At 42.4% G+C, this 8,686-nt stretch carries 1 protein-coding gene; it reads left to right on the top strand.

Features of this window, described 5'->3' with window-relative positions:
* Positions 1–125: 125 nt before the first annotated feature.
* Positions 126–8,686: DUF6443 domain-containing protein (locus A1D16_RS06705; RefSeq protein ID WP_290708559.1), on the top strand; the 8,561-nt coding region annotated here is incomplete at its 3' end.

Here is an 8,686-nt window from a genome sequence, read left to right as displayed (position 1 = left end):
GGTGCAAAACTGTATTCTAAAGCACCGTATGATAATTTTGATCTTTATATAAATGGCGTGGCACAGGAATAGAACACAATTAATTAGTAGAGCTGATTATTTGAAGCATTAAACCTGACAGGATTATGAAAATGTTTATTACAAGAATACTTCGAGTTGCCTTTTTATTCGGAAGTGTATTAATTGTGCCGGATGCTAAGGCACAACAGGAGCCTGTTTATACAAATTTACTTTTGGGTGATTCCATTCTCGAAGGAAAGTTGATAAGCATCCAGGATACTGTTTTTTTTAATCCGTCGTTGAAACCTACCATACTTCAAACAAATTCGCTTTACAATATTGTTAGTTTACGTTTAAATGAGTACGCAAATCCTGTATTGCCCGATACATTTAGTGCCGAGGTTAAAATTAGGCTGATCTATAAGAATGTGGATGAATTGCAGGATTCTATATCTGAAAAAACGTTAAAAATTAGCTATTCAAAAGAACAGCCTTATAAGGCTCGTGATTATGTTATACTACAGGGGGCTTATGAATTGCAGGTTAAAGTCCTGGAAGTTACTGCTAGCGCAGGTGTTCTGGATATTATTCGGCCTTCACTTTTATTAGAGAATAAAATGATAATTAATCGGGACTATACCATGAACCCGATTACAGGCGAAACGATGGATTGTGCTGAGAATGCCATACGACTTGTATCGAAAGATATTTCCACTATAGAGGAATATGGGGAACTTAAAATTTCGTGGACGCCTAACCCTGTTATAGAATCATATGACGTAGAGTGGACGTATATAGATTCATCCTCACTGGCAAGCGGAAAATACGAGGTTGGAGGGCAGCTTAATCCAACCTTGTTATTCCGCAATAATGCTACCAGAATTCGTACTTCGGCCGATACTTGTATGATACCGTTATTGTACGATGGAAAAGGTACCTTGTTTTACCGGGTCAGAGGGGTGCAGGTTAGCCCTGGTGGTGAATTATTGTCTACCAGTTGGAGCTCTGATTTTATTAGTGAAGGGGGCTTGGGGCAACACGATTTTCTGGGGCATGAGCGAAAACTGAACTGGCAATCCACTACCTCTTTTGCCGAAGAGGCTAAACGAAAGTCGGTGGTTCAATATTTTGATGGCAGTTTACGGAATCGCCAGACAATAACAAGGGATAATACCACCGATTCTACCATTGTAGCAGAAACATTCTATGATAAACAAGGGAGGCCTGTAATACAGGTGTTGCCGGCTCCGTCTTTATCGCGGCTTATAGGGTATACACCTGGCTTTAATGTACATCATATAAATAGCAGTGAATACGACAAGCGAATTTATGATACCTTATTATCTGCTTCCGATTATTGTGCTCCTTTTACGGATAGCATGGGGGTGTCAAGTGGTGCCGCCAGGTATTATTCAGATAATAATCCGTCAAAAGAGCATTTGTACAACCAGTTTATTCCGAATGCAAAAGGGTATGCTTTTACGGAAACCCAATATTCACAGGATAATACCGGCCGGATCAACAGGCAGGGGGGCGTTGGTAAGGATTTCCAGATTGGCAGCGGCCATGAAACCAGGTATTACTACGCTAATCCGGAGCAAACCGACCTGGATGCTTTATTTGGTACTGAAGCCGGCGATGCAACTCATTACCAAAAGAATATGGTACGGGATGCCAATGGCCAATACAGCGTTAGTTACATGGATATGCATGGAAGAACAGTTGCCACTGCATTAGCTGGTATACCTCCGTCAAATTTGGATACACTTTCATCCTATCGTGATTCTGTTCAAACAGAAAGTATTGTAACGGCTACGAATAATATTTTAAGTGGAACCACCGTACAGGCAACTAAGTCCCTTATTGTTACCAGGGAAGGTACCCATTCTTTTAGCTATACAATGGGTGCTGATACGTTAACACTGGCAGATTGTGAGGAAAGAAATATTTGTTATGATTGCTTGTATGACCTTACGATTACCATAACCGACGATTGTAATAACCAGTTGCTGGGCGGTAGCCCGATTGTAATCAATAAATCAAATTTTAAACTATTTGAAATTGATACGATTTGCGGACTGGTACATCCATTGGATACCAGTTTTACTGTTAGTTTACAGCCTGGGGTTTATAACATTACGAAGAAGCTTAGCGTAAGTGAAGCTGCTATTGGTTTTTATAGAGACAGTGTTTATCTGGTAGCCAATACCTGTATTAATTATGATTCATTACTTGTTGAGCAAATGGCTGTTGTTCGGTCTGATATGAATTGTGCTATCGAGCCCGAACCGGTAACGGAGTACCAGAGTTACCGGAAAGATATGTTGTTTGATATGTATCCGTTAATTGGTCAGTATGCGGACACTGCAACAGTTGATGAATTGGGTAATCCAATTTTAGATCGCTGTTTTTCCATTTTTAATAATGGTTTTAATAGCTATAGAAATCCGTCCCTTGTTTATCTGGATGAAAATGGAGCGCCGGCGAAAGTTATAAATAGGGAAGGTGTTTTGGTTTCACCCAATAGCTTGACGGTTGAAGAGTTTATTGAAAATTTCCAAATCAGTTGGGCAGAAGAATTGTTAAAAATTCATCCCGAAAGAGCCGGGCTAGAATTGTACGAAAGTTTTTCAGCAAGTCATATATGGGAAGAAGAATTTTCTAAAACGGAAACCTATGCAGAAGCAAAATCAAAAGGTTATTTAAACCCTACTGGCTCTACTGCTGCGTCTGTCACCGCTAGATTTCCCGTTGAGAATGTAGATCCTTTGTTTATTGACTATTCTATAGGTGCAGTTGCTAAATTTCAGATTGAAAACAAGATGTTTCTCTATACATCTGTTAATGGTACCGCCATTCATTTATGGGGGCTCGCTACTGCAATGAGCAAATGCCCGGATTATTATACGGCCGATCCTTCCTGCGTACAGGAATGGAATCAAGTAGATAATTTCTTTAGTGAGTCAGCTTTGTGTGAAGGTGAATTGGATATGGCATGGCGGGCTTTCAGGTCGCAATACAGTACACTAAAGAAGGATTGGATCGTTGCTCAGATAAAAAGCCATCCCTCCTATATAAAGATAAGTGAACCATGTGTTGCTCATTTTGCATCGGCCTCTGATTTAATGGCGAAAGAGGGGTTTGGATCAGATACCTCGGTTTACCGGGCAATGGCTTCCGAAAGAACCGCCCAGTTATTTGAGGATAACTGTTTGGCATTTGCATCGACCTGGTGGAGGAAACTTCAGCGGCCTTGTGATTATTACACAGCAGCTGATTCAGCGGTGTTAATCGGTTATTTGGTACAGGTTTGTAAGGAAGGGGCTGATTTGGACCATCCATATGGCTCATCCTCTGTGAGACCCGGCAGCAGCTATAGATTCAAAGATTTTGAGGCGGTTATTCAATTTTACAATGATTCAACAGGAAGAACAACAAATATTGATTGCAATGCATTTTTACTGGACAGGCCTTTGCCGTATTCACATAGTGCACCAGTAGTAAATGAGCCGCTTTATTCTAAACCGGATGATTGTGCCTGCGAACAGATCAGTACCTATTACAATCAATACCAGTCTGTTTATAGTGAATATGCCAGTTTTAGCCAGTTTTTGAAGCTGAAGTATAATACGGATATAAGTCAGGGTAGTCTTGATACACTTCGAATGTTGTGTAATGATATTGGTTTGAGTTGTAAGTACCTGCCAAAACCGGTATCCCTGCCACCTATATTTCGGTGCACAACCGGCGAAGCTTGTGTGCCTTGTGAACGTATTGACCAGGTATATGCTGGATTTAAAAGCAAATTTCCCGGACAGATTCCAGTATATGAAGAAACTGACACCACCCAACAAAAGGTAAATCGCGTTTTTAGTAGTTATATGAATAACCAGCTGGGTTTTTCATTCAGCCATCTCGAATATTTGTCCTTTATGGATAGCTGTGCGCTTGATTCTGCAGGAATGCCAGGTTCCTTTAGCTGGACAGATACAACTGCTATTAAGCTCCATAAATTGCTAGATGATTTTCAATATTATTATAGTGCAAAATCTGATAAGTTTGCCAACAGGGGTAATAATGGTCAATATTTGTGGAGTGCTGGCGGCTTAGTTAATAATTTGAGGCCAATCGTGGATGCTACCGATCGCGGTATTTTGAATATTATTGATTCGGGTAGGCTTCATGCTGCATACCGCGACAGTTCAATCAGGTGGGGTGGGGCTGTATTTAATAATGTAAGATATACAAAGGTTTTTAATGAATATGCTCTAGAAGCCAGGGTGAAAAATCCCGGCGGTGGCGGTCTTTCATTTTTTGTTGGAAATAAAAGTATCAACGATTCAACAGTTAGTTTGGATGAGGACTATGGGGTTTCATTTTCGCTCACACAGGATTTAGGGTATATTGGTTATAGAGGTACCCGTATCTATGATAGCGCATTTGGAAAGAGGGTTTCCTTTGCAGATTGGCGTGTAATAAAAATTCAGGTTACAATAGATTCTTTTAAAGTGTATGTAGACAGCGTTCAGGTAAAATCATATGTGCGGGATAACAAAAGTTATATAACTCATTTGTCTACCTGTCATTTTACTGCTTCTGAGGGTAGAACTTTTGAAATGGATTGGATGCGCTTATATAGGGGAAATGACACCTTGGTGCACGAGGAAACATTTAATGATTATCCGACTATAAAAGTTCCCGACCCTGGATTCTTTGTTCCGCTTGATTGCCGCGAAGAATTTACCGGTTTCTATAATTCTTCGAACGGAACTTCTTTCACCATTAGCCAGATTGATTCTATTTATTCGGCAAAATTCGGAAGAATTCCAAGTTATTGTGATAGTGCTGATTGCGCATTAGGGTTTAGTGAAACATTGAAACTGTTAACAGATAGTGCATTGGATATTTCAGGAAATTTGCAGGTTCAGGTGTCAACAACTACGCTGGAAGGAGGTTATATTTTTGGAGGCAAAGCGAATATTAATAAACCTGAAACTTCCAGTACCAGTCGCTTCCTGCTGAAAAAGAATGCAAAAGGAGTTGCCGTATGGAGAAAAAATTATACGGATACACTACCCGATTTTATCAAAATTATTCAAACAAAAGATGGCGGTTTTCTGGCTGTAAACGGGCAAGGTGGACACAGTGCTTACTATCTGACCAAGTTTGATAAGTCTGGCCAGATCAACTGGTCTAGGAACATGGGTGGAGTAATGAATACTAATTTTAAATTATTGGAGACCCGAACTGGAAAATTTGTGCTGCTGGGTCATGAAGATTCTGTTTACGGCAGGCCGGCGATTCGGTTTTTTCATTTAAATAAAGCGGGCGTCATATTGCAGCAATTCCGGTATGCATTACCAAAATCCACTTATACCGAAGGGTATGGGTTAAATCATATGGATGCTGTTGAAACTAAAGACTCTATTCTGTTGGTGGGTTCTATAAGTTCTTTCCCCTTGCAAGGTGGCGTGATTATTGATGACGGTGTAGGCTTTAAATTTTCGATTGCCAAAAAAACAGGTCAGAGTTCGCAATTGGCTGAATATAGAGGACCTCGTGACCAAACTGCTTTCACTGAAATAGTGCCTGCTAAAAATGGGTTTAATGTGGCTACCTATTTTCAGAATCAGGTGACAGGTAATCCGTCGTCTCCTTTAGCGAACTATATGGGGGTCACCAATATTGCTGAAAATGGTTCGATTCTTGGAACGCAAAAAATATATTTTAAAGATAGCTCAACGGCAGGTGTTCATTATATTACCAGCGATGAGGACAGCACGCTTTATTCTGCCTATTTAATCGATTCCAGTATATTTATCAGAAAGCATGATACACTTACTGGTTGGAGTTCTGTGCTCGATATGCGAACAATAGCAGCCGCTCCGGTAGCTTCCAATGATTCTGGTATGTTTACCCCGTTTGCGGTGGTTGGTCCTGGCTATACTTTTGATGGTATAAAGAAAAAAACAAATGGAAAGGGATTGTTGCTTGATGCATTCAGTAATAATCAATACCAGGGATATACCTACCAGGTGTTGTCCGAAAAGGGGAAACTGACTTGCGGATGGGCCCCCTTTACGCCAGATACGGGCTCATATAGCCTAACTGTTCTTAAATTGCCCATAACCAGAGATACGATTGCAATAACAGGTGTTGCTTCAATTTTTGGCAATGGCGAAGATTTTGGAATAGCCGCTGAGCAAAAGTGCAAACCTATACCCTGTGAAGCCCCGCGCGGTATCCTGCTTTGTGGAAGAGCCGAAGCATTAAATGATCCGATGGAGTTTGCCCAGGAAGATCCCTGTTCAGACAGTACCAGTATTGCCACCATGCTGGCAACTGAGTTATTCCGGATTAAACGCGACTCCCTGCTCGGACAGTTTGAATCCGATTACCTGCAAAAATGTTTGTCGGCTGTTCATTTAGAAGAGTTTACCGTCAGCCACCCGGTTAGTGAATATCATTATACCCTCTATTATTATGACCTGGCCGGTAATCTTGTCAAAACAGTGCCGCCGGAAGGAGTACAACCTAATAGAAATAAAGCCTGGCTAGACGAAGTGGCACTTAAAAAATCCTTGGGCGAATACCAGGTTCCTGAACACCGGTTAGCTACTGTTTACCGGTATAATAGTCTCAACCAGGTTGTAAGTCAATACACGCCGGATGGTGGAAAAAGTTCGTTCTGGTATGATCGGTTGGGCCGCTTATCGGTAAGTCAGAATGCGCAGCAGGCATTGGAAGAGAAATACAGTTACACCGCCTACGATTTCATAGGGCGTATTACAGAAGTAGGGCAAAAACCTCAGGCTAACCAAATGACCAACGAGCTTTCCCGCAATCCCGGGTTACTTAATGCCTGGGTTAAATCTACGTATACGAATGCGAACAGTGATTTGACGTTAGCGGAGCAGGTTACCAGTACGGTATATGATGCACCAGATCCAACGCTTTCACTGGTGGAAACGGTTCCGGTAAATCAGAAAACTTATACGCTTCGAAACCGGGTTAGTTATTCAAGGACCTATGATTTCCTGTTGGCCGATGGGGAAGGACTACCAAGAGCCAGTCTGTTTGACTATTCTACTACTTATAGTTACGATATTCATGGAAATGTTGATACGCTTCTTCAGCAATATCGCTCTGGTATAATGGGGGTTCATGGCGATAACCGGTTTAAGGTGCTTGCGTATAAATATGACCTGATCAGTGGCAAAGTGAATCAGGTACATTACCAACCCGGCCAGTTAGATCAGCTTTATCACCGCTATGAATACGATGCCGATAATCGGTTAACCGATGTATATACCACGGATTCAAAAATTCTTATTGGCGACCGGGACCTGGAAGAACATGATGCGCACTATGATTATTACCAGCACGGACCCCTTGCCCGCACCATATTGGGGCAGCAGCAGGTACAGGCACTCGACTATGCCTATACCCTGCAGGGTTGGCTGAAAGGGGTAAATAGTATGGGGCTGGCTCCTGGCTTGGATATGGGGGCAGATGGTGCCAGTTCCAGCCTTGTTGCCCGCGATGCAATTAGTTTCCAGTTGAATTATTTCAGCGGTGATTATGCGGCTATCAGCGACAGGAATCCCTTCCCCGGCCATTCTGCATTTCTTCCGAATGGCGAGTATCGACCATTGTACAATGGGAATATCAGCAGCATGGGGGTGAATATCGGGCGCCTGAATCAGCCCCAGCTCTATACCTATAAGTACGACCAGTTAAACCGGTTGACAAGGATGGATACCTATCGGGGTTATTCCACCGGGTCTAATAACTGGACTTCGTTAACGGGTACGGAAGACTATAAAGAACGTATCCGCTACGATGGAAATGGGAATATATTGGGGTATCTCCGTCAGGGAACCACGGTTGATGGTGGAACCTTACAAATGGATAGCCTGAGTTATCATTATTTCATCGATGTAAATGGTAATAAGCGAAATAACCGCCTGCGCGTAGTGGCCGATGGGGTTGGTTCCTCCAATTATTCAGTGGACCTGGATGATCAGGTAAGTCGCCTGGCAAATGGAGCGGACAGTAATTATGTGTATGATGCCATTGGAAATATGATCCAGGATAAAACGGAGAACATCACCAATATTCAATGGAGTGTGTATGGGAAGATCCTGGCCATCGAAAAAGCAGCTGTGAATCCTGTGGATATTACAAAAATATCTTATACCTACGATGCGACGGGTAACCGGATCGGCAAGAGAATTCAATACCAGGGTAAACCGGATCAGTACACCTGGTATAGCCGGGATGCCTCGGGGAACGTAATGGCGGTGTATGAATACACCGGTACTAACCTGGCTGCGGATACGCTGTGGCTGCGAGAACATCATTTGTATGGAAGCAGCCGCATGGGCATCTGGAACCGCCGGATCAATATGGACTTACCGGTTTCAGCAGGCACTTCCATCAATTTGTTGGGAACCAGTACGAATGGTATCTTTGAAAGAGGGCAGAAGTTCTTTGAATTAAGCAATCATTTGGGCAATGTGCTGGCTACGGTATCGGATAAGAAAGTCGGGATAGACACCGATTCAGATGGAATCTATGATTATTTCCAGGCGGAAGTGGTTAGTGCCAGTGATTATTATCCATTCGGTATGTTGATGCCGGGTCGGCAGGTAGGTATGGGAATCAATATTCCGGGAGGCGAAGT

Source organism: Flavihumibacter sp. CACIAM 22H1, from assembly GCF_001601815.1.
GTDB lineage: Bacteria > Bacteroidota > Bacteroidia > Chitinophagales > Chitinophagaceae > Flavihumibacter.
Note: the sequence above shows the minus strand (reverse complement) of the source record. Positions and strands in the feature narration are given on the sequence as shown.